The following is a 1,037-nucleotide window of genomic DNA, read 5'->3' on the forward strand; positions in this document are numbered from 1 at the left end:
TTTTTTTGGTCTAGGGTTATTATCATTATTTCCTTTAACACCTATAATTGTGTAAACGTAATTATAGTATGCGTCAGTAGATTTGACAGTACAATGTCCCCATTTTTCGTCGTTGTAGTAAATTTTACCTTTAACTTCGTCATTAATATATTCTTTGGTATTAGCTGCTATATTATCATCTAAACAAAATTCTTTTGTTATATATTTTGTTTCTTTTACACGACATGTGATTATGAATATGTAATTATTGGTTGTTTCGATGATTTTGATAGTACAATTTCCCCAGTTTTTGTCGTTGTAGTAGATTTCATCTTGAATGTTGTTTTTAATCCATTCTTCGGTTGCGGTTTGCATTTCTTGCTTGTTGTTAAATACGCCGAGGTCGATTGTTTGAGTTATTTCTAAACGACATTTGATTGTATATGTGTAATTATTGTATGTGTCTGAGGATTTGGCAGTACAGTTACCCCAGTTTCCATTGTTCCATTTGTTAGAACCTGGCATTTTGTTGTTAATATATTCTTCAGTTGCGGCTTGTTTGTTGTTAACTATGCCGAGGTCTATTGTTTCAGTTTTTTCTTGTTTTAAACGGCATTTGATTTTGTATAAGTAATTATTTTTTGTGTCAGTAGATCGAACATAACAATTACCCCAGTCTCTGTCGTTGCTGGTGATTTCACCTTGAACGTTGTTTTTAATCCATTCTTCAGTTTTGGTTTGTATTTCTTGTTTGTTATTAACTGGGTTGAGGTCTATTGTTATTTCTTTGTTTAAACGACATCTGATTTTATAAAAATAATTATAATTTGTGCCAGTAGATCGAACATAACAATTACCCCAGTCTCTGTCGTTGCTGGTGATTGTGCCTTGAACATTGTTTTTAATCCATTCTTCGGTTGCGATTTGTCTGTCTTGTATATTATCAACTGGGTCGAGGTCTATTGTTTTTTCGATTGTTTCTTTTAAACGACATTTGATTGTGTATGTGTAATTATTGTATGCGTCGGTTGATTTGACAGTACAGTTACCCCAGTTTT

Annotated in this window: 1 protein-coding gene; it reads right to left on the reverse strand. The window is 32.4% G+C overall.

All coding sequences use genetic code 11. The features are described from left to right. Positions 1-1,037, reverse strand: a 1,037-nt coding sequence (locus KTO59_RS04395; protein ID WP_284928843.1) for a hypothetical protein, incomplete at both ends; no start/stop codon positions are given.

Source organism: Candidatus Phytoplasma sp. AldY-WA1 (assembly GCF_020312115.2).
GTDB classification, from domain to species: domain Bacteria; phylum Bacillota_I; class Bacilli_A; order Acholeplasmatales; family Acholeplasmataceae; genus Phytoplasma; species Phytoplasma vitis.